At 62.2% G+C, this 18399-nt stretch carries 21 protein-coding genes; 2 read left to right on the forward strand and 19 right to left on the reverse strand.

The genetic code is table 11. The annotated features are described in order from the left end of the window. Positions 1 to 7: 7 nt before the first annotated feature. From ccmI to ccmA, 9 genes are all read right to left on the reverse strand, one after another. Positions 8 to 1210, reverse strand: coding sequence for a c-type cytochrome biogenesis protein CcmI (gene ccmI / locus J5M57_RS06035; RefSeq protein ID WP_207848201.1), 1203 nt, complete (start codon positions 1208 to 1210; stop codon positions 8 to 10). After that, positions 1207 to 1677: a cytochrome c-type biogenesis protein gene (locus tag J5M57_RS06040; RefSeq protein ID WP_064586608.1), complete on the reverse strand. Its 471-nt coding sequence runs from the start codon at positions 1675 to 1677 to the stop codon at positions 1207 to 1209. Before J5M57_RS06040 ends, ccmI begins: the two co-directional genes overlap by 4 nt. Next, entirely contained in the window at positions 1674 to 2210 is a 537-nt protein-coding gene (locus tag J5M57_RS06045; RefSeq protein WP_064586607.1) for a DsbE family thiol:disulfide interchange protein, read from the reverse strand. The genes J5M57_RS06040 and J5M57_RS06045 overlap by 4 nt, the downstream gene beginning before the upstream one ends. After that, on the reverse strand, positions 2207 to 4195 hold the full coding sequence (locus J5M57_RS06050; protein WP_207848202.1) for a heme lyase CcmF/NrfE family subunit: 1989 nt from the start codon (positions 4193 to 4195) through the stop codon (positions 2207 to 2209). The genes J5M57_RS06045 and J5M57_RS06050 overlap by 4 nt, the downstream gene beginning before the upstream one ends. 3 nt (positions 4196 to 4198) lie before the next feature. Continuing rightward, a complete protein-coding gene (gene ccmE / locus J5M57_RS06055) occupies positions 4199 to 4654 on the reverse strand; it encodes a cytochrome c maturation protein CcmE (protein WP_169840955.1) in 456 nt (151 codons plus the stop codon). Next, positions 4651 to 4827: a heme exporter protein CcmD gene (ccmD, locus tag J5M57_RS06060; RefSeq protein ID WP_003222944.1), complete on the reverse strand. Its 177-nt coding sequence runs from the start codon at positions 4825 to 4827 to the stop codon at positions 4651 to 4653. Before ccmD ends, ccmE begins: the two co-directional genes overlap by 4 nt. Further along, positions 4824 to 5579: a heme ABC transporter permease gene (locus J5M57_RS06065; RefSeq protein ID WP_025111913.1), complete on the reverse strand. Its 756-nt coding sequence runs from the start codon at positions 5577 to 5579 to the stop codon at positions 4824 to 4826. The genes ccmD and J5M57_RS06065 overlap by 4 nt, the downstream gene beginning before the upstream one ends. Positions 5580 to 5657: 78 nt before the next feature. Next, positions 5658 to 6326, reverse strand: a complete 669-nt coding sequence (gene ccmB, locus J5M57_RS06070) for a heme exporter protein CcmB (protein WP_003222942.1) — start codon at positions 6324 to 6326, stop codon at positions 5658 to 5660. Further along, positions 6323 to 6958 carry a cytochrome c biogenesis heme-transporting ATPase CcmA gene (gene ccmA, locus J5M57_RS06075; protein ID WP_207848203.1) on the reverse strand — a complete coding sequence of 212 codons (636 nt, stop codon included), beginning with the start codon at positions 6956 to 6958 and terminating at the stop codon, positions 6323 to 6325. The genes ccmB and ccmA overlap by 4 nt, the downstream gene beginning before the upstream one ends. 197 nt (positions 6959 to 7155) lie before the next feature. On the opposite strand from ccmA, the gene J5M57_RS06080 reads away from it, so the two are divergent. Further along, complete coding sequence (locus tag J5M57_RS06080; protein ID WP_207848204.1) at positions 7156 to 8736, forward strand: flagellar hook-length control protein FliK; 1581 nt, start codon at positions 7156 to 7158, stop codon at positions 8734 to 8736. Next, positions 8733 to 9062, forward strand: coding sequence for an EscU/YscU/HrcU family type III secretion system export apparatus switch protein (locus tag J5M57_RS06085; protein ID WP_207848205.1), 330 nt, complete (start codon positions 8733 to 8735; stop codon positions 9060 to 9062). The genes J5M57_RS06080 and J5M57_RS06085 overlap by 4 nt, the downstream gene beginning before the upstream one ends. A gap of 111 nt (positions 9063 to 9173) precedes the next feature. On the opposite strand, the gene J5M57_RS06090 is transcribed toward J5M57_RS06085, so the two are convergent. From J5M57_RS06090 to J5M57_RS06135, 10 genes are all read right to left on the reverse strand, one after another. After that, a complete protein-coding gene (locus J5M57_RS06090; protein ID WP_207848206.1) occupies positions 9174 to 9569 on the reverse strand; it encodes a DUF2802 domain-containing protein in 396 nt (131 codons plus the stop codon). Beyond that, a complete protein-coding gene (locus J5M57_RS06095; protein WP_003222936.1) occupies positions 9570 to 10055 on the reverse strand; it encodes a chemotaxis protein CheW in 486 nt (161 codons plus the stop codon). It lies immediately after the preceding gene. 90 nt (positions 10056 to 10145) lie between these two features. Then, positions 10146 to 11096, reverse strand: coding sequence for a CheW domain-containing protein (locus tag J5M57_RS06100; protein WP_207848207.1), 951 nt, complete (start codon positions 11094 to 11096; stop codon positions 10146 to 10148). A gap of 118 nt (positions 11097 to 11214) precedes the next feature. Next, complete coding sequence (locus tag J5M57_RS06105; RefSeq protein WP_003222933.1) at positions 11215 to 12003, reverse strand: ParA family protein; 789 nt, start codon at positions 12001 to 12003, stop codon at positions 11215 to 11217. Positions 12004 to 12046: 43 nt separating this feature from the next. Beyond that, positions 12047 to 12937, reverse strand: a complete 891-nt coding sequence (gene motD / locus J5M57_RS06110) for a flagellar motor protein MotD (RefSeq protein WP_064586597.1) — start codon at positions 12935 to 12937, stop codon at positions 12047 to 12049. A gap of 12 nt (positions 12938 to 12949) precedes the next feature. After that, positions 12950 to 13690, reverse strand: coding sequence for a flagellar motor protein (locus tag J5M57_RS06115; RefSeq protein ID WP_003222929.1), 741 nt, complete (start codon positions 13688 to 13690; stop codon positions 12950 to 12952). Beyond that, a complete protein-coding gene (locus J5M57_RS06120; protein ID WP_207848208.1) occupies positions 13690 to 14832 on the reverse strand; it encodes a chemotaxis response regulator protein-glutamate methylesterase in 1143 nt (380 codons plus the stop codon). Before J5M57_RS06120 ends, J5M57_RS06115 begins: the two co-directional genes overlap by 1 nt. 49 nt (positions 14833 to 14881) lie before the next feature. Then, a complete protein-coding gene (locus J5M57_RS06125; RefSeq protein ID WP_207848209.1) occupies positions 14882 to 17161 on the reverse strand; it encodes a chemotaxis protein CheA in 2280 nt (759 codons plus the stop codon). Between the two features lie 54 nt (positions 17162 to 17215). Continuing rightward, positions 17216 to 18004 (reverse strand): protein phosphatase CheZ, encoded by a 789-nt coding sequence (locus J5M57_RS06130; RefSeq protein WP_064586594.1) that lies wholly within the window; start codon positions 18002 to 18004, stop codon positions 17216 to 17218. Positions 18005 to 18022: 18 nt separating this feature from the next. After that, a complete protein-coding gene (locus J5M57_RS06135) occupies positions 18023 to 18394 on the reverse strand; it encodes a chemotaxis response regulator CheY (RefSeq protein ID WP_003183998.1) in 372 nt (123 codons plus the stop codon). Between the last annotated feature and the right edge of the window lie 5 nt (positions 18395 to 18399).

Consider the following 18399-nt stretch of genomic DNA (forward strand, 5'->3'; position numbering starts at 1 on the left):
CGGGTGGTTATTTGTCCGGGCTGTCGATGATCAGTTTCTGTGGCGCGGTGGTGCTGCTGGCCAGCGGGCCGCTGCGACCTACCCACTCCCCGGCGGTCGGCTGACCGGCGCGAGAGATGCGTGCAACCAGTTGGACTTCAGGAAAGTTCGACAGTTTCAACTGCGGCATCATGGCGTCGGCATCGCCCAGTTCGACGGTCACCGGCAGGTCCGCCACGGTCAGACGCTTGGCGGCCAGCGGTGCCGGTGGGCCGGAAATGGCACGGGCGAAGATGAACACGCTGTCGCCCGGCTGCACCTTGCTTCTGAGCTCACTGGACAGGTCAACCTGCACCTTGAGCAGTGCCGCGACCTTGGCGGCCGGCGCTTCGGCAAGCGTTCCACCACTGGCCTTCAGGCGTTCGGCAGCACGCTCGATCCCGCCTTGCAGCGCGGCGCGGGAGTTGTCGTCGGCCGGCAGTTGCGCCAGCAGGCGATTCCAGTAATCGATGGCTTGCTGATACCGCTCGCCTTCGAACGCGGCGATCCCGAGCAGGCCGAGGCTGGTGACTTCTTTCGGATCGGCTTTCAACGCTTCGTCGGTCAGCGCCTGGATCTTGTCCGACCACTTCTTGCCGTCGGCAAAGTATTGCGCCTGCGCCCACTGGCCAAGCAGCTCCGGCTGACGGCCAGCGAGGTTGGCCGCGCGCTCGAACATCTTCGCCGCGTCCGCCGGACGATCCTGAGCCATGTAGGTGCGACCGAGAAAGTACAGGCCTTCCGCCGAATCCGGTTGTGCAGCAACGGCACGCTCCAGACGTCGGGTCATCTCTTCCATCGACTGCGGGGCCTGGGCGAATTCGCGGGTCAGCTCGACCTTGTCGGCGGCGCCGAAGTGCAGGTACAGGCCCAGGCCCAACACCGGCACCAATACGGCGGCCAGCAGGGGCAACGGCTTGCCCAGTTTCGAGACACGCGACGCGGCAACGCCTTCGGTGTCGGCGAGCAGTTCTCGCGCCGCTTCGGCGCGACCGCTGTCCATTTGCGCGGCATCGAGTACACCTTCGGCCTGCTGCGATTGCAGCTCGGCCACGCGTTCCTGATACAGCGCGACGTTCAGGGCGGTTCGATCCTCCTCACGCTGGGCGCGACGCCCACGCAGAACCGGGATCAGCAGAAAACTCAGGGCGACCAGAAGCAACAGCCCTGCGGCAAGCCAGAAATCAATCATTCTTGGTTTTTATCCAACAGTTGGTCGAGGCGCTGACGCTCTTCGATGGACAGCGATTGCGGAGTCTCGGTGCGCTGGCTGCGACGGCGGCGCACGATCACCACGATCACCACCAGGCCGCCCAGCAGCAGCCCGGCCGGACCGAACCACAGCAGCGCGGTCTTGGCATTGAGCGCCGGTTTGTAGCGGACGAAATCACCGTAGCGGTCGACCATGAAATCGATGATCTGCTGATTGTCCTTGCCCTCGCCGAGCATGCGGAAGATCTCCTTGCGCAGGTCGGCGGCAATCGGCGCGTTGGAGTCGGCGATGTCCTGGTTCTGGCACTTGGGGCAGCGCAGTTCCTTGGTCAGTTCACGGAATCGCTCGCGATCGCCTTCCTTGGCGAACTCGTAAGTGTCAATCGCGGCGTGAGCCACACCGACCAGACTCAGGCCCAATACCACAGCGGCGAGCAAGCGCTTCATGGCTTGGCCTCATCGACCAGCGCCTGATACTTGGCCGCGAGTTTTTCGCGCCAGACCTGCTCGTCGATCACCCCGACGTACTTGTCGCGAATGATGCCCTTGGCGTCGATGAAGAAGGTTTCCGGCGCACCGTACACGCCGAGGTTCAACCCCAGCGAGCCTTCGTCGTCGCGGATGTCCAGCACATACGGATTGTGGAATTCGGCCAGCCACTTCAAGGCATCGGCGTTGGTGTCCTTGTAGTTGATGCCGTAGATCACCACGCCGCGCTCGGCCAGTTTGTTCAACACCGGGTGCTCGACCCGGCAGGAAATGCACCAGGTGCCCCAGACGTTGACCAGCGCCGGTTTGCCGAGAATGTCGGCCTTGGTCAGGGTCTTGTCGCCCTGCACGTTCGGCAGGGTGAAGTCCGGGAATGGCTTGTTGATCATCGCCGACGGCAGTTCCGCCGGATCGAGGTACAGACCGCGATAAAGAAACACCGCCACCAGCAGGAAAATCGCCAGGGGTACCAGCATCAACCAACGTCTCATGCAGCCGCTCCTTGCAGGCCGAGGGCTTCACGCACCTTGGCTTTGACCTTGACTCGATAACGCCGATCCAGCGCCGCCAGCAATCCGCCCAGACCGGTCAGCAGACCGCCGAACCAGATCCAGCGCACGAACGGTTTGACGTGGACCCGCACCGCCCAGGCGCCGTTTTCCAGCGGTTCGCCCAGGGCGACATACAGGTCGCGGGTGAAACCGGCGTCGATCCCGGCTTCGGTCATCATCGAACTCTGTACGGTGTACAGACGTTTTTCCGGGTGCAGCACGCTGACTTCCTTGCCGTCGCGGATCACCCGGACGGTGCCCTTGTCGGAGGTGAAGTTCGGCCCTTCGAAATGCCTGGCACCTTCGAAAATGAAGTGATACCCGGCCAGGTCCATCGACTCGCCCGGCGCCAGGCGCAGGTCGCGCTCGGCGCTGTTCTGGCTCGACAGCACCACACCGAGCGCGCACACGGCGATACCGAGGTGAGCGATCTGCATGCCCCAGTAGCTGCGGGTCAGGGTTGGCAGGCCCTTGATCAGGCCTTTGTGGCGAGTCTTGTCGAAGATGTCGCGCACACCGGCCAGCAACACCCACGCGGCGAGCAGGAATGTGGCGATCACCGCCCAGTTGAAATCGCCGTAGGCGATACCGGCTACCACGGCCAATGCGACGCTGCCGAGCAACACCGGGGTCAGCATGTTCGCCAGCCATTTCACCGGGGTGTCTTTCCAGCGCACGATCACGCCAACCGCCATCACCAGCATCAGCAATGCCATCAGCGGGATGAACAACGCATTGAAGTACGGCGGGCCGACCGACAGTTTGGCGCCGCTCAACGCATCGAGAATCAGCGGATACAAAGTGCCGAGCAGGATCATCGACGCCGCCACTACCAACACCAGGTTGTTACCCAGCAGCAGCGTTTCCCGCGACCACAGGTTGAAGCCGACCTGGCTCTTAACCACTGGCGCACGCAACGCGAACAGGGTCAGCGAGCCGCCGACCACGAACAGCAGGAAGATCAGGATGAACACGCCGCGCTCAGGGTCCGAAGCAAACGCATGGACCGAGGTCAACACGCCGGAACGCACGAGGAACGTGCCGAGCAGACTGAGCGAGAACGCAGCAATCGCCAGCAACACCGTCCAGCTCTTGAACACGCCACGTTTTTCCGTGACCGCCAGCGAGTGGATCAGCGCGGTACCAACCAGCCATGGCATGAACGAGGCGTTTTCCACCGGGTCCCAGAACCACCAGCCGCCCCAGCCGAGTTCGTAGTAGGCCCACCACGAGCCGAGGGTGATGCCGATGCCGAGAAACGCCCAGGCGACGATGGTCCATGGACGCGACCAGCGTGCCCACGCGGCGTCAAGACGACCACCGAGCAAGGCGGCGATGGCGAACGCGAAGGCCACGGAGAAACCGACATAACCCATGTACAGCATCGGCGGATGGACGATCAGGCCGATGTCTTGCAGCAGCGGGTTGAGGTCACGCCCATCGGCCGGGATCTGCGGCAGGATCCGCGAGAACGGGTTGGAGGTGAGGATCAGGAACAACAGGAAACCGGTGCTGATCATGCCCATCACCGCCAGCACGCGGGCGAGCATGACTTGCGGCAACTGGCGGGAGAACACCGACACGGCGAAGGTCCAGCCACCGAGGATCAACGCCCACAGCAGCAGCGACCCTTCGTGGGCGCCCCACACCGCGCTGAACTTGTAGTACCACGGCAGCGCGCTGTTGGAGTTCATTGCCACGTAGCCGACCGAGAAATCGTCGGTCATGAACGCGTAGGTCAACGCGCCAAACGCGAACAGCAGGAATGCGAACTGGCCCCACGCTGCCGGCTGGGCCAGGCCCATCCACAGACGGTCGCCGCGCCACGCGCCGAGCAACGGCACCACGGCCTGCACCAGCGCAAAACACAGCGCCAGAATCATCGCCAGATGACCGAGCTCGGGAATATACAGTGCGGACGTCATCGATCAACCCTCCTTCGCTGGGGTCGGCGCGGATTGACCACTGTCTTTCAAGGCCTTGGTCACTTCCGGCGGCATGTACTTTTCGTCGTGCTTGGCCAGCACTTCATCGGCCACCACCACGCCGTCGGCGTTGAGCTTGCCGAGGGCGACGATGCCCTGCCCTTCGCGGAACAGATCCGGAAGGATCCCGCGATAGGTGATGGTCACGGCTTTGTTGAAGTCGGTAACAACGAATTTGACGTCCAGCGAGTCTGGCGAACGTTGCAGCGAGCCCTTCTCGACCATGCCGCCGGCGCGGATGCGCGTGTCTTGCGGCGCTTCGCCGTTGGCGATCTGGGTCGGCGTGTAAAACAGGTTGATGTTTTCCTGCAGGGCGCTCAGGGCCAGGCCGACGGCAGCGCCGACCCCGACCAGAATGGCCACAATGATGATCAGACGTTTTTTGCGCAGCGGATTCACTTGCCGTTCTCCCGGCGCAGACGACGCGCCTCTTGTTGCAGGTAACGCTTGCGGGCCGCGATCGGCGCCACCACGTTGAGGATCAGCACCGCCAGGCAGATGCCGTAGGCCGACCAGACATACAGGCCATGATGGCCCATGGCGAGGAAGTCGCCGAATGAAGCAAAACTCATCGAGCGGCCTCCAGACTGTTCTGCACTTCTTCTTTGACCCAACTGGCGCGGGCTTCGCGCTTGAGCACTTCAAGGCGCATGCGCAGCAACAGCACGGCGCCGAAGAAGCAGTAGAAACCCAGCACCGTCAGCAACAGCGGCAGCCACATTTCGGCGGGCATCGCCGGTTTTTCGGTAAGGGTGAAGGTCGCGCCTTGGTGCAGGGTGTTCCACCACTCCACCGAGTACTTGATGATCGGGATGTTGATCACCCCGACGATGGCCAGCACCGCGCAGGCCTTGGCGGCGCTGTCGCGGTTGCTGATGGCGTTGCCCAAAGCGATCACGCCGAAATACAGGAACAGCAGAATCAGCATCGAGGTCAGGCGTGCGTCCCAGACCCACCACGAGCCCCAGGTCGGCTTGCCCCAGATCGCCCCGGTGACCAGCGCAACGGCGGTCATCCACGCACCGATCGGTGCCGCGCATTGCAGGGCGACATCGGCCAGTTTCATTTTCCACACCAGCCCGACCACGCCGCACACCGCCAGCATCACGTAGATCGACTGCGCGAGCATCGCCGCAGGCACGTGGATGTAGATGATGCGGAAGCTGTTGCCCTGCTGATAATCCGGCGGCGCGAAGGCCAGACCCCAGACGACGCCGACGGTGATCAGCAGCAGCGCTGCAATGCTCAGCCACGGCAGAAACTTGCTGCTGATGCCGTAGAACCACTTGGGCGAGCCGAGCTTGTGAAACCAGGTCCAGTTCATACTGTTTCCATCACGGGTGCCGCTCATCGGTGTGAGCAGTCTCAGGGTCTTTGCTGGTTAAATTTTAACCAGACCTCATTATTCGCCGACGCTGATCTTCAGGCCAGCAGCTATTGCAAACGGTGTCAGGGTGATCGCCAGAGCGGTCAGGCTACCCAGCCACAGCAGATACCCGGTCGCCGGCATGCCTTGCAAGGCGGCCTGCAAGGCGCCACTGCCCAGGATCAACACCGGGATGTACAACGGCAGAATCAGTAGCGCCAGCAACAGGCCGCCGCGCTTCAAACCCACCGTCAGCGCCGCGCCCACCGCACCGAGCAGGCTCAGCACCGGTGTACCCAGCAGTAACGACAACAGCAACACCGGCAGGCAGGCCACCGGCAAACCAAGCATCAACGCCAACAGGGGCGAGAGCAAAACCAGCGCCAGACCCGAGAACAGCCAGTGTGCCAGCACCTTGGCCAGCACCAGTAGTGGCAGCGGGTGCGGCGAAAGGACCCATTGTTCCAGGGAGCCGTCCTCGAAATCACTGCGGAACAGTCCGTCCAGCGAGAGCAGGACCGACAACAGCGCGGCCACCCAGACTAACCCCGGGGACAGGTTTTGCAAGACTTGAGTTTCCGGGCCGACGGCCAGCGGGAACAAAGCGATGACGATGGCGAAGAAAATCAGCGGATTGGCCAGTTCGGCCGGGCGCCGAAACAGCAGACGGGACTCACGGGCAACCAGCAGGCCGAACACACTCATACTGCCCAGTTCCCCAGATCGATATCGCGATAACCGGCCGGCATGCGGCTCAGCGTGTGGTGCGTGGTCAGGACCACCAGGCCGCCGCGTTCACAGTGTCCGGCCAGGTGTTCTTCCAGTTGCGCCACGCCCTGCTTGTCGAGCGCGGTGAACGGCTCGTCGAGAATCCACAAGGGCGGGCTGTCCAGATACAGCCGCGCCAGCGCCACGCGGCGTTGCTGCCCAGCAGACAGGGTGTGGCAGGGAACATCTTCGAAGCCGCGCAATCCTACCGCTGCCAATGCCTGCCAGATTGCCTCGCGTGCGACCGGCCGATGCAGGGCGCAGAGCCACGACAGGTTCTCTTCGGGGGTCAGCAAGTCCTTGATTCCGGCGGCGTGGCCGATCCACAACAGGTTGCGCGCCAGTTCGCCGGGCTGCGCAGTCAAAGGCTGGCCGTTGAGCAGCACCTGACCGCTGGTCGGCTGCATCAGCCCGGACAGCAGGCGCAGCAGGCTGGTCTTGCCGCTGCCGTTGGGACCGCTGATCTGCACCATATCGCCACTGGCCAGTCTCAATTCGAGATTTTCGAAGAGCAGCCGCAGGTCTCGTTCACAGGCGAGGGCAACGGTTTGCAGGACAGGACTGGTCAAGGGATCACGGGCCTTATACGGTTCAAGTCGGCTCTGGCGCGGCCGTTAAAGAGATGCAGGATAAATGCAATGACGGTGCGAATCAGAGAGCTGGATCAAACAATTGCTATGTTTTCTGAACGAAGCGCAAGACGCGCGGCATTATACATGCCGTGCCTTACTCCCAAGCGTGCAATTTCCTCAGGTTGTGTCCGCGTATGACAGGCGAAATAAACATCCTCCCGCTCCCGCCCACCACCCCGGCGAACGCGCGTCCGCTGGCGATGAGCGGTGAGTTGCTCAAGCTGCTGACCCCGGTCGAAGGCTTGATCGGCGCCGGGCAAAGCGCCCAGGCCGAGGTGCTGTCGCTCAAGCAGGCGGACCAGACCTTTCAATTGTTGCTCAAGGTGACCGTCGACGGCGGCCGCCAGACCACCGTGCAAGCCAGCAGCAACCTGCCGCTGCCGACCGGGACCAACCTGGCCGTCACTCAGCCGTCGGCGGGCAATCTGGCGATCACCGTGCAACAGGCCATCGCCAGCAGCGTCGCCGCCCTCACCCGCATCGACACCGCGCAATTGCCGGTCGGCACGCTGTTGCAAGGCAAGGTGCTGACCTCGCAGACGCTACCGCAAGTGCCGGGGCAGCCGACGGTGTACCGCTCGCTGGTGAGCCTGCTCAACACCGCGCAGAGCGGCGCCACGCTGGACATCGACAGCCCGACGCCCCTGCGCATCGGCACCCTGCTCTCGGCCTTGGTCGAGGATTCGCAGACGCTCAGGTTCGTGCCGCTGAGCAGCCGTCAGGATCAATTGGCGGTGAGCCAGCAACTGGTTGGCCAACAAAGCCGCCAGGGCTCGCTGGACGGTTTGCTCAACGCCTTGCAAAACCTGCCGAGCGACGACGATCAGACTTCGCAGGACCTGCGCACTGCCGTCGTGCGCCTGCTCGCCAACCTGCCCGACGTGCAGCAGATGAGCACCGCCAAAGGTGTCGCCCTGGCCCTGGCCAACAGCGGCGCCTTCCTCGAAGCCAAGCTGCTGACCGGACAGAATCCGACGCTGGCCCCGGACATGAAAGCCGATCTGCTCAAGCTGATCGCGCAGCTGTCGCCGGGTGTGCCGGGCAATTCCAGTTTCAATGCGATCATCGCCGCCAACACCTTGGCGCAGGCGTTGCCGAGTTTCGTGCGCAATGCCCTTGGCACACTCGGCCAGGTCAGCGCCAAACCGGTGCCGAGCAGTTTTCCGCTGCCTGACCGCTTGCTGCAAAGCCAGGACGGCGAAGGTGATCTGGAACATCTGCTGCGCCTCGCCGCGGCGGCCGTGTCGCGCCTGCAAAGCCATCAGTTGTCGAGCCTGGAACAGACCGGCGTCACCGACGATGGCCGGTTGATGAGCACCTGGCAACTGGAAATCCCCATGCGCAACCTGCAGGATATCGTGCCGCTGCAGGTCAAGTTCCAGCGCGAAGAAGCGCCGGAAAGAGAGCCGCAACCCAACGAACGCCGTGACGAGCGCGAGCCCAGGCAACAGCTGTGGCGCGTCGATCTGGCATTCGACATGGAACCGTTGGGGCCGATGCAGATTCAGGCCCAGTTGATTGCCGGCAGCCTGTCGAGCCAGCTCTGGGCCGAACGCCCGTACACCGCCGACCTGATCGAAACCAACCTGTTTGCGCTGCGCCAGCGTCTGCTCGATCGCGGGCTGAACGTCGGCGATCTCGACTGCCACCTCGGCACGCCGCCGCAAGGCAACCAGACTCGTCTCGAACACCGCTGGGTGGATGAAACCGCATGAACGATTCCACTGCTCCACGCCAGGCCATCGCGCTCAAGTACGACGGCAACCACGCCCCGACCCTCACCGCCAAGGGCGACGAGGAACTGGCCGAAGAAATCCTGCGGATCGCCCGCGACCGTGAAGTGCCGATCTACGAGAACGCCGAATTGGTGCGATTGTTGGCAAGGATGGAATTGGGCGACAGCATTCCCGAAGAGCTGTACCGCACGATTGCCGAGATCATCGCGTTTGCGTGGAATCTGAAGGGGAAATTCCCCGAGGGGCATGATCCGCAGGCGCCGATGGTCGAGAAGGACGTCACCGAGCGCGGGGATGATTATTAAGCACTAAAAGCAAAAGATCGCAGCCTTCGGCAGCTCCTACATGAGATCTCTGTAGGAGCTGCCGAAGGCTGCGATCTTTTGATCTTGCTTGCCGCTAAAAGCTCGAAGCTACTAGCTGCTTCTGTGCAGTTTGCGCATCAACTCCGCCTCAGCCTGGGTCAACCCGCAGGACTGAGTCAGCTCATCGACGCTCGCGCCCATCCCCACCAGTTTCGCCGCCTGAGCGAAAGACAGGCTCGATGGATCACGTTGTTCCAGCGCAACAATCTTGTCCGGCAACGGACCGACGACCGAGCGCAGCTCGTGCAGGGCTTCGCCCATGCGCACGTTGCCGTTCTGATAGTCGTCGACGCGCTTGGCCAGGTCCTTGATGCGCTGGTCACGCAGCGCATCGCCCTGTGCCTGTTGCGCCGCGATCAACCGCTGCGCCTTGATGTACGCCAGAAACATTGCCAGCGTGCCTGCCCAGAAGAGGAACAGGACAATGACCGCCACCTCGAGAATCAATCAGATGCTCTCCAGTTCCGACCATTCTTCTTCGCTCATCATCTTGTCCAGCTCGACCAGGATCAGCAACTCGTTGTTCTTGTTGCACACGCCCTGGATGAACTTGGCCGACTCTTCGTTACCGACGTTTGGCGCGGTCTCGATTTCCGACTGACGCAGGTAAACCACTTCAGCCACGCTGTCGACCATGATGCCAACGACTTGTTTGTCGGCTTCGATGATGACGATACGGGTGTTGTCGCTGATCTCACCGCTGTTCAGGCCGAAGCGCTGACGGGTGTCGATCACGGTGACCACGTTACCGCGCAGGTTGATGATGCCCAGCACGTAGCTTGGCGCACCCGGCACCGGAGCGATCTCGGTGTAGCGCAGCACTTCCTGAACGCGCATCACGTTGATGCCGTAGGTTTCGTTGTCCAGCTTGAAGGTCACCCATTGCAGGATCGGATCTTCAGAACCTTTTGCATTCGTCGCCTGACTACTCATACCCTGACCCCTCGAAAAAACCGCACTGGGCGGTGTGTGTTCTGTGTGGAGGCATTGAAAAATGCCATCGCCTGATTGTTATGTCGGCTGCTATGTCGATTTATGTAGCGGCTTGTGGCCGCCCAAGTGCTTTGCGCCGCCACTGGCGATCAACTCGGCCAGCGCGGATACATCAAGCAATGCACACATGTGCTCAATCACCGTGCCGGCGAGCCATGGCCGCTGACCCCGGTGACTTCTCCATTTGATTTCATTCGGGTCCAGGCGCAACGAACGGCTGACCTGATGCACGGCCAGACCCCATTCGTAACCTTGTACCGAAATCACGTACTGCAGGCCCTGACGGAAGTCATCGCGATAGCGATCCGGCATGACCCAACGCGCCGTGTCCAACACTTTCAGATTGCCGGCCTGGCTCGGCAGAATCCCGAGGAACCATTCCGGCTGACCGAACAGCGGCGTCAGCTCGTGCCCGGCCAGTGAATAAATCGAACCCAGGCACACCAGCGGCACCGCCAGGGTCAACCCGGCGACATCGAACAACAGGCATTCGAAGGCCTCGGACGCCCAGGCTGGACGGCCATCGGTTTCCACCGGTGGCGGCGTGTTGTTCGGTGGCAAGTGCACTTCTACAACCGGCGGCACCAGCGTTTGCTCCACAGGTGCCGGCGCTACCGGCGCAGGCTCGGCCACGACCGGTTCCGGCGCGGTTTTCAGCAACTGGGTTTGCAGCAGCGGTGCCAGGGTCGATACCGGCGCTCGTAGCGGCTCGGCCTCTTCAATCAATGCGACGGGTGCCTTGGCCACCGGCGCGGCGGCAGGCGCAGCGAGCGGCGCGGCAGGTTTGACGGCTTTTTGCGCATCACGCGCCTGCTCTTCCAGTACCGCAGCCTGGAACTCGTCCAGCGCCTCGGAGCTTTCGATCACCTCGACCGGCGCCTCGACTAGCGGCAACTCGTCAGGAATCTCCTGCAGCAAGCTGTCCAGATAGGACTGCAGCGCCAGTTGCGGCTTCGACGTCAACTTCAGCGGCCGATTCATACGCACCCCCCTGTAGGAGCTGCGGAACGCTGCGATCTTTTGATCTTTTCAGAAGCACCACAAAGCAAGATCAAAAGATCGCAGCCTGCGGCAGCTCCTACACGAAGAGAGATCATGCTCAAGCCACCTGCGGAACAAGTTGTTGCGCCAACAGATGCTTGAGCAGCGCGCGGTAAGCCAGCACGCCCCGGCTCTTGCCGTCGAATTGCGAAGGCGTGACACCGGCCCGGCTGGCGTCGCGCAGACGGGTATCAACCGGGATGTAGCCCTGCCAGATTTCCTCGGGGAATTTGTCCCGCAATACGCGCAAGGTGCCCAGCGACGCCTGGGTACGGCGGTCGAACAGGGTCGGCACGATGCTGAACGGCAGCGCCTGTTTACGCGAGCGGTTGATCATCGCCAAGGTGTTGACCATGCGTTCCAGGCCTTTGACGGCCAGGTGTTCGGTCTGCACCGGGATCACCAGTTGCTGGCTCGCGGCGAGGGCGTTGACCATCAGCACACCGAGCAGCGGCGGGCTGTCGATGATCGCGTAATCGAAGTCCTGCCACAGCTGCGCCAGACTCTTGGCGATCACCAGGCCGAGGCCACTTTGCCCCGGCGACTGGCGCTCAAGGGTCGCGAGTGCGGTGCTCGACGGCAGCAGCGAAATGCGTTCGTCGCTGGTCGACAGCAGCAACTGCCCGGGCAAGCCTTGCGGCACGCTGCCCTTGTGCAGAAACAGGTCGTAGTTGCTGTGTTCCAGGCTGTCGGGGTCGTAGCCGAAATAGCTGGTCATCGAGCCGTGCGGGTCGAGATCGACCACAACCACGCGCTTGCCCGCCTCCGCCAGCAATCCGGCTAAAGCGATGGAAGATGTGGTTTTACCGACACCACCCTTTTGATTGGCGACTGCCCAGACTCTCATTCAGTTCGTTCCTCCCGGCCGAGATGCTCGACCGAGACATAGCTCAGCGTATTAATGCGGGTGACGGAGAATTGACGGCACTCTCGCGTCCCGGCGTCTTGACCGGGGTCGGTGCAGTTTGTGTGCCAGCGCGCTTCAATGCCGCGTCCGGTTGTGCATTCGCGGTTCCGGTGCCGGTCAGACTGCGGCGCACATCGAGATTGCGCGACACCACCAGCACCACCCGACGGTTTTTCGCGCGGCCCTCGGCCGTGGCGTTGTTGGCCACTGGCTGGAACTCGCCGTAGCCCACCGAGGCCAGACGGCCGGGGTTCACCCCCTGCATCGCCAGCATCCGCACGATGCTGGCCGAACGCGCCGAGGACAGCTCCCAGTTGGTCGGGTACTGCGCGGTGCGAATCGGCTGATCGTCGGTAAAGCCTTCGACGTGGATCGGGTTGTCGAACGGTTTGAGGATCGCCGCCACCTTGTCGATGATGTTGAAGGCGATGTCGCTCGGCATGGCGTCGCCGCTGCCGAACAACAGGCTGGAGTTGAGTTCGATCTCGACCCACAACTCGTTGCCGCGCACGGTCATCTGGTTGGAAGCGATCAGGTCGCCGAACGCGGCGCTGATGTCATCGGCGATGCTTTTCAACGGATCGCTGGCCCCGGCGATACCGGCGTCGACCTGCTCGGCGTCCTTGACCAGCGGCTTGGCCGGGGTCACGGTCTTCGGTCGTTCATCACCGATCGGGATCGGCTTGAGCGAGCGGTCGGAGTCGGTGAAAACCCCGATCAGCGCTTCGGAAATGACCTTGTATTTGCCTTCGTTGATCGACGAGATCGAGTACATCACCACGAAGAACGCGAACAGCAGCGTGATGAAATCCGCGTAGGACACGAGCCAGCGCTCGTGGTTGACGTGTTCTTCCTGATGCCTGCGACGGGCCATGAGGTTATTCCCTTAATCCATGAAGCCTTGCAGCTTCAACTCAATGGAGCGAGGGTTTTCACCTTCGGCGATCGACAAGATCCCTTCCAACAACATTTCGCGATAACGCGACTGCCGCAACGCGATTGACTTGAGCTTGGCCGCCACCGGCAGCAACACCAGGTTGGCACTGGCAACACCGTAGATTGTGGCGACGAAGGCCACGGCGATGCCGCTGCCCAGCTGGGTCGGATCGGCGAGGTTGCCCATCACGTGAATCAGGCCCATCACCGCACCGATGATGCCGATGGTCGGCGCGTAGCCGCCCATGCTTTCAAAGACTTTGGCGGCTTCGATGTCGCGGGCTTCCTGGGTGTAGAAATCCACTTCGAGGATGCTGCGGATCGCTTCCGGCTCGGCGCCATCGACCAGCAGTTGCAGGCCCTTGCGCGAGTAGTTGTCCGGTTCGGCATCGGCTACGCCTTCCAGCCCGAGCAGGCCTTCCTTGCGTGCGGTGAGGCTCCAGTTGACCACGCGGTCGATACCGCCGGCCAGGTCCACCCGCGGCGGAAACAGGATCCAGGCGAGGATCTGCATGGCGCGCTTGAAGGCGCTCATCGGCGATTGCAGCAGCGCGGCACCGATGGTGCCACCGAGGACGATCAGCGCCGCCGGGCCGTTGGCCAGCGCGCCGAGGTGACCGCCTTCAAGGTAGTTGCCGCCGATGATGGCGACGAACGCCATGATGATCCCGATAAGGCTAAGAACATCCATCAGATACACGCCTCGACGATGTGCTTGCCGATGTCGTCCAGGCCGTACACCGCGTCAGCCAGATCGGCTTTGACGATGGCCATCGGCATGCCGTAGATGACGCAGCTGGCTTCGTCCTGCGCCCACACCGAGCTGCCGCCCTGCTTGAGCAGACGCGCGCCTTCGCGGCCGTCGGCGCCCATGCCGGTCAGCACCACCGCCAGAACTTTGTCACCGTAGGACTTGGCGGCGGAACCGAAGGTGATGTCCACGCACGGTTTGTAGTTCAGACGCTCGTCGCCCGGGAGGATTTTCACCGCGCCACGGCCGTCGATCATCATCTGCTTGCCACCCGGCGCCAGCAGCGCCAGGCCCGGACGCAGGATGTCGCCATCCTCGGCTTCCTTGACGCTGATGCGGCACAGCTTGTCCAGACGCTCGGCAAACGCTTTGGTGAACGCCGCCGGCATGTGCTGGATCAGCACGATCGGTGCCGGGAAGTTCGCCGGCAACTGGGTCAGCACCCGTTGCAGGGCCACCGGGCCGCCAGTCGAGGTGCCGATGGCGACCAGTTTGTAGGCTTTGCGTTTCGGTGCCGGCGACGAAGCGCTGGCCGCCGGGGCGCGGCTGGCAACAGGTGCAGGCGCAGGCGCCGGACGTGTCGGAGCGCTGCTGCCGTGGCTGCTGAAGCTCGATGCCGGCGGAGCCGGCGCAGGCGTCGGTGCAGCGGCCGGAGCCGGCGCACTGTAAGCACTGAAACGACGATTACTGCGCGAGATGCTGTGAACCTTCTCGCACAGCAGTTGCTTGACCTTCTCGGGGTTACGCGAGATGTCTTCGAAATTCTTCGGCAGGAAATCCACCGCGCCAGCGTCCAGCGCATCCAGGGTCACCCGGGCGCCTTCATGCGTCAGCGAGGAGAACATCAACACCGGGGTCGGGCAGCGCTGCATGATGTGCCGCACCGCCGTGATGCCATCCATCATCGGCATCTCGTAGTCCATGGTGATCACGTCCGGCTTGAGGGCCAGGGCCTGATCGATCGCCTCTTTACCGTTGGTGGCCGTGCCGACCACCTGGATGCTCGGATCCGCTGAAAGAATTTCCGAGACGCGGCGGCGGAAAAAACCCGAATCGTCCACCACCAGGACTTTGACTGCCATAAACACTCCATTAGGTGCAGCGGGACGTTGTCGCCCCGCCGCCCCGGATTCAAATACGCCGTGCGGCGTAACGCTTGAGCATGCTTGGAACATCGAGGATCAGAGCGATGCGGCCGTCACCGGTGATGGTGGCGCCGGACATGCCCGGAGTGCCCTGCAGCATTTTGCCCAATGGCTTGATGACCACTTCTTCCTGGCCGACCAGTTGATCGACAACGAAGCCGATCCGCTGGGTGCCCACCGAAAGGATCACCACGTGGCCTTCGCGCTGCTCTTCGTGAGCGGCGGAGCTGACCAGCCAGCGCTTGAGGTAGAACAATGGCAGCGCCTTGTCCCGCACGATCACCACTTCCTGGCCATCCACCACGTTGGTGGTCGACAGGTCGAGGTGGAAGATTTCGTTGACGTTGACCAACGGGAACGCAAACGCCTGATTGCCGAGCATCACCATCAGGGTCGGCATGATCGCGAGCGTCAGCGGCACCTTGATGACGATCTTCGAGCCCTGGCCCTTGGTCGAGTAGATGTTGATCGAACCGTTGAGCTGGGAAATCTTGGTCTTCACCACGTCCATGCCGACACCGCGGCCGGACACGTCGGAGATCTCGGTCTTGGTCGAGAAACCCGGGGCGAAAATCAGGTTGTAGCACTCGGTATCGCTCAGGCGATCGGCCGCATCCTTGTCCATCACACCGCGTTTTACCGCGATCGAACGCAGGACGTTCGGGTCCATGCCCTTGCCGTCGTCAGAGATCGACAACAGGATGTGGTCGCCTTCCTGCTCGGCCGCCAGCACCACACGACCGCCACGGGCCTTGCCCGACACTTCGCGTTCTTCCGGCGACTCGATGCCGTGGTCGACGGCGTTGCGCACCAAGTGGACCAGCGGGTCGGCCAGGGCCTCGACAAGGTTCTTGTCGAGGTCGGTTTCTTCACCCACCAGTTCCAGGTTGATCTCTTTCTTGAGCTGACGCGCCAGGTCGCGAACCAGACGCGGGAAGCGTCCGAAGACCTTCTTGATCGGCTGCATCCGGGTCTTCATCACCGCGGTCTGCAAGTCAGCCGTGACCACGTCGAGGTTCGACACGGCCTTGGACATGGCTTCGTCGCCGCTGTTCAGACCCAGGCGCACCAGACGGTTACGCACCAGTACCAGCTCGCCGACCATGTTCATGATTTCGTCGAGACGCGCGGTGTCGACCCGCACGGTGGTCTCGGCTTCGCTCGCCGGTTTTTCCGGTGGCGGATTTGCCGGAGCACGGGCCGGCGCCGGTGCCGCAGCGGCAGCCGGTTTTGGCGTTTCAGCTTTTGGCTCAGGCTTGGGCGCAGCTTTCGGCGCGGCGGCCGGAGCGGCAGCCGCCTTGGCAGCTGGCGCAGCGACTGTCGACGCGGAGCCGGCGGTCGCCGCGCCTGCATCGAACTTGCCTTTGCCGTGCAATTCGTCGAGCAACGATTCGAATTCGTGATCGCTGATCAGATCACTGCCGGCAGCCGCCGCTGCCGGCGCGGCTGGCGCAACCGGTGCCGAGGCGATCGCCGACTCCAGCGCTTCAACGGCAAAGTTGCCCTTGCCGTGCAACTGGTCGAGCAGCGCTTCGAATTCGTCGTCGGTGATGTCCGAGCTGTCGCCTGCAGCAGGCGCCGCCGCAGCAGTGGCTGTCGGTGCGACAGCGTCCGGCGCGAACTGGCCTTTGCCGTGCAACTGATCGAGCAACGACTCGAATTCAGCGTCGGTGATTTCATCGCTGGCGGCCGCATCGGCAGCCGGCGCAGGTGCAGCAGCGGCCGGGGCTTCGGCTTCGGCCTTGGCGGCGTTCAGCGAATCCAGCAGCTGTTCAAATTCGTTATCGGTGATGTCGCCCGAATCGCCGGCATCGCTTTCGACGACCAGTTCTTCGATCATCTCGGCCACCGGCGAAGCCGGGGCTTCATCGGCCGATTGCGGCTCGGCCAGACGCGCCAGCGCGGCCAGCAGTTCCGGAGTCGCAGCCGTGATCGGGGCACGTTCACGGACTTCGCTGAACATGCCGTTCACCGCGTCCAGTGCTTCAAGCACCACGTCCATCAGTTCTGCATCAACGCGACGCTCACCCTTGCGCAGGATGTCGAACACGTTTTCGGCGATGTGACAGCACTCCACCAGCTCGTTGAGCTGAAGGAAGCCGGCGCCCCCTTTTACAGTGTGGAAACCGCGAAAAATTGCGTTGAGCAGATCTGCGTCATCCGGGCGGCTTTCCAGCTCGACCAGTTGTTCGGACAGTTGCTCAAGAATCTCGCCGGCCTCAACCAGGAAATCCTGAAGGATCTCTTCATCGGCGCCGAAGCTCATTAATGGGGTGCTCCTACAGGTCTAAAAACCCAAAAAACCTAAAATTCCAAAACTCTAGAATCCGAGGCTGGATAACAAATCGTCCACATCGTCCTGACCGGACACAACGTCTTCTCGTTTATCGGCATGAATCTGCGGACCTTCACCCTGCGAGAGATGTTTTTGTGGATCTTTTTCTGCAAGCATCGCGGCGCGGTCATGTTCGATGCCCGCAAAGCGGTCGACCTGACTGGCCATGAGCACGAGTTTGAGCAAATTGCTTTCGACTTCGGTGACCAGTTGGGTCACACGCTTGATCACCTGACCGGTCAGGTCCTGGTAATCCTGAGCCAGCAGGATGTCGTTGAGGTTGCTCGACACCGCACGGTTGTCCGTGCTGCTGCGCGACAGAAAACCGTCGACCCGGCGCGCCAGTTCGCGGAACTCTTCAGCCCCGACCTCACGGCGCATGAAACGGCCCCAATCGGTGCTCAGGGCCTGGGCTTCTTCAGCCAGGCCATTGACCACCGGGGTAGCGCTTTCCACCAGATCCATGGTGCGGTTGGCCGCGGCTTCGGTCAGCTTGACCACATAGCCCAGGCGTTCGGTGGCGTCGGTGATTTGCGACACTTCCTCGGCCTGCGGCATGTGCGGATCGATCTGGAAGTTGACGATCGCACTGTGCAGTTCGCGTGTGAGCTTGCCCACTTCCTGATACAGGCCGCGGTCACGGGTCTGATTGAGCTCATGGATCAGTTGCACAGCGTCGCCGAACCTGCCTTTTTCAAGGCTCTCGACCAGTTCGACCGCGTGTTTTTTCAGGGTCGATTCGAAATCGCCCTGTGAAGATTCTTTATGCTCCATAGCTCCCCCGCGCGTTCATCAGCCGATGCGTTCGAAAATCTTCTCGATTTTTTCTTTCAGCGCCTGAGCCGTGAAAGGTTTGACCACGTAGCCGTTTACACCGGCCTGGGCCGCTTCGATGATCTGCTCGCGCTTGGCTTCTGCCGTCACCATCAGCACCGGCAGGTGCTTGAGTTTTTCATCGGCACGCACGTGGCGCAGCAGGTCGATACCGGTCATGCCCGGCATGTTCCAGTCCGTTACCAGAAAGTCGATGCTTCCGCTGTTGAGCACCGGAATGGCAGTGGTGCCATCGTCGGCCTCGACGGTGTTGGTGAACCCCAGATCACGCAGCAGGTTCTTGATGATCCGCCGCATCGTTGAGAAGTCATCAACGATGAGGATTTTCATGTTCT

It is taken from the genome of Pseudomonas sp. 86_A (assembly GCF_017491705.1).
Taxonomy (GTDB): Bacteria; Pseudomonadota; Gammaproteobacteria; order Pseudomonadales; family Pseudomonadaceae; genus Aquipseudomonas; species Aquipseudomonas koreensis.

Excerpts from the sequence above, each read along its gene's own strand:
- ccmI (WP_207848201.1), bottom strand. The coding sequence starts at position 1,210 with ATGATTGATTTCTGGCTTGCCGCAGGGCTGTTGCTTCTGGTCGCCCTG.
- J5M57_RS06040 (WP_064586608.1), bottom strand. The coding sequence starts at position 1,677 with ATGAAGCGCTTGCTCGCCGCTGTGGTATTGGGCCTGAGTCTGGTCGGT.
- J5M57_RS06045 (WP_064586607.1), bottom strand. The coding sequence starts at position 2,210 with ATGAGACGTTGGTTGATGCTGGTACCCCTGGCGATTTTCCTGCTGGTG.
- J5M57_RS06050 (WP_207848202.1), bottom strand. The coding sequence starts at position 4,195 with ATGACGTCCGCACTGTATATTCCCGAGCTCGGTCATCTGGCGATGATT.
- ccmD (WP_003222944.1), bottom strand. The coding sequence starts at position 4,827 with ATGAGTTTTGCTTCATTCGGCGACTTCCTCGCCATGGGCCATCATGGC.
- J5M57_RS06065 (WP_025111913.1), bottom strand. The coding sequence starts at position 5,579 with ATGAACTGGACCTGGTTTCACAAGCTCGGCTCGCCCAAGTGGTTCTAC.
- ccmB (WP_003222942.1), bottom strand. The coding sequence starts at position 6,326 with ATGAGTGTGTTCGGCCTGCTGGTTGCCCGTGAGTCCCGTCTGCTGTTT.
- J5M57_RS06080 (WP_207848204.1), top strand. The coding sequence starts at position 7,156 with ATGACAGGCGAAATAAACATCCTCCCGCTCCCGCCCACCACCCCGGCG.
- J5M57_RS06085 (WP_207848205.1), top strand. The coding sequence starts at position 8,733 with ATGAACGATTCCACTGCTCCACGCCAGGCCATCGCGCTCAAGTACGAC.
- J5M57_RS06095 (WP_003222936.1), bottom strand. The coding sequence starts at position 10,055 with ATGAGTAGTCAGGCGACGAATGCAAAAGGTTCTGAAGATCCGATCCTG.
- J5M57_RS06100 (WP_207848207.1), bottom strand. The coding sequence starts at position 11,096 with ATGAATCGGCCGCTGAAGTTGACGTCGAAGCCGCAACTGGCGCTGCAG.
- J5M57_RS06105 (WP_003222933.1), bottom strand. The coding sequence starts at position 12,003 with ATGAGAGTCTGGGCAGTCGCCAATCAAAAGGGTGGTGTCGGTAAAACC.
- motD (WP_064586597.1), bottom strand. The coding sequence starts at position 12,937 with ATGGCCCGTCGCAGGCATCAGGAAGAACACGTCAACCACGAGCGCTGG.
- J5M57_RS06115 (WP_003222929.1), bottom strand. The coding sequence starts at position 13,690 with ATGGATGTTCTTAGCCTTATCGGGATCATCATGGCGTTCGTCGCCATC.
- J5M57_RS06120 (WP_207848208.1), bottom strand. The coding sequence starts at position 14,832 with ATGGCAGTCAAAGTCCTGGTGGTGGACGATTCGGGTTTTTTCCGCCGC.
- J5M57_RS06125 (WP_207848209.1), bottom strand. The coding sequence starts at position 17,161 with ATGAGCTTCGGCGCCGATGAAGAGATCCTTCAGGATTTCCTGGTTGAG.
- J5M57_RS06130 (WP_064586594.1), bottom strand. The coding sequence starts at position 18,004 with ATGGAGCATAAAGAATCTTCACAGGGCGATTTCGAATCGACCCTGAAA.
- J5M57_RS06135 (WP_003183998.1), bottom strand. The coding sequence starts at position 18,394 with ATGAAAATCCTCATCGTTGATGACTTCTCAACGATGCGGCGGATCATC.